Annotated in this window: 1 protein-coding gene; it reads right to left on the reverse strand. The window is 64.2% G+C overall.

Going from position 1 to position 688, the window contains the following annotated elements; genetic code table 11:
- Nucleotides 1-343: 343 nt before the first annotated feature.
- Nucleotides 344-688: hypothetical protein (locus tag D6B71_RS23245; protein WP_206051931.1), on the reverse strand; the 345-nt coding region annotated here is incomplete at its 5' end.

Raw genomic sequence — 688 nt, forward strand, 5'->3', positions numbered from 1 at the left:
CTTCCAGCGGCACCCCTCGGCACCACAGATCAGATGTCACCGATCCGTGCAGCAGTCCCGCCAGAAGTCGTCAGCTGCAGTTCAACTGCTCGGACGAGGACGGCACATTGAGCCCCACTTGGACACCATTGCGGTACCAGTGACCGTTGGTGCGCCATGCGAAGTCGGCGATGGTGGTCCCGCACGTGTAGGTCGCGGTCGCTGTGCCCGAGCCCCCAGGCGGGATCGACACCTTCCCGACCTGGCCCATGTTGACCCACCCGTCGCCGCTGCGCTGCTGTAGCCATACGCGGTAGACGTAGCCTGTCTTGGCAGCTGGGCTGCAGGCAGCTCCTGCGTTCACTTACACCTGCTGGACGCTGCCTGCGATCGTCCGGATGCTCGGCTCCTTGGCTAGCGAAAGGCAAGCCAGAGTGGGCTGCGAGACAGCGGACGGGTCCGTCGGCTCGATGTAGACGGGGGCCTCAGGCGCGGGCGCAGGGCTCGGGCCATCGTCCGCGTTGCTGGGCGTCCCGAACAGCAGAGAACTCGCCATGGCGAAGGTGCCAACCGTGGCTATGAAGCGAAACCGCATGATGCCCCCAGATTTGTGGTTGATGTTGGGTTGGTCCCGGAAGATCCTCGGGAACTGTCGACGACGCTCGAAAACGAGGCCATAGCGACGGTCGAAAACGAGGCCACCCAGACA

This window comes from Nocardioides ferulae (assembly GCF_003660455.1).
GTDB classification, from domain to species: domain Bacteria; phylum Actinomycetota; class Actinomycetes; order Propionibacteriales; family Nocardioidaceae; genus Nocardioides; species Nocardioides ferulae.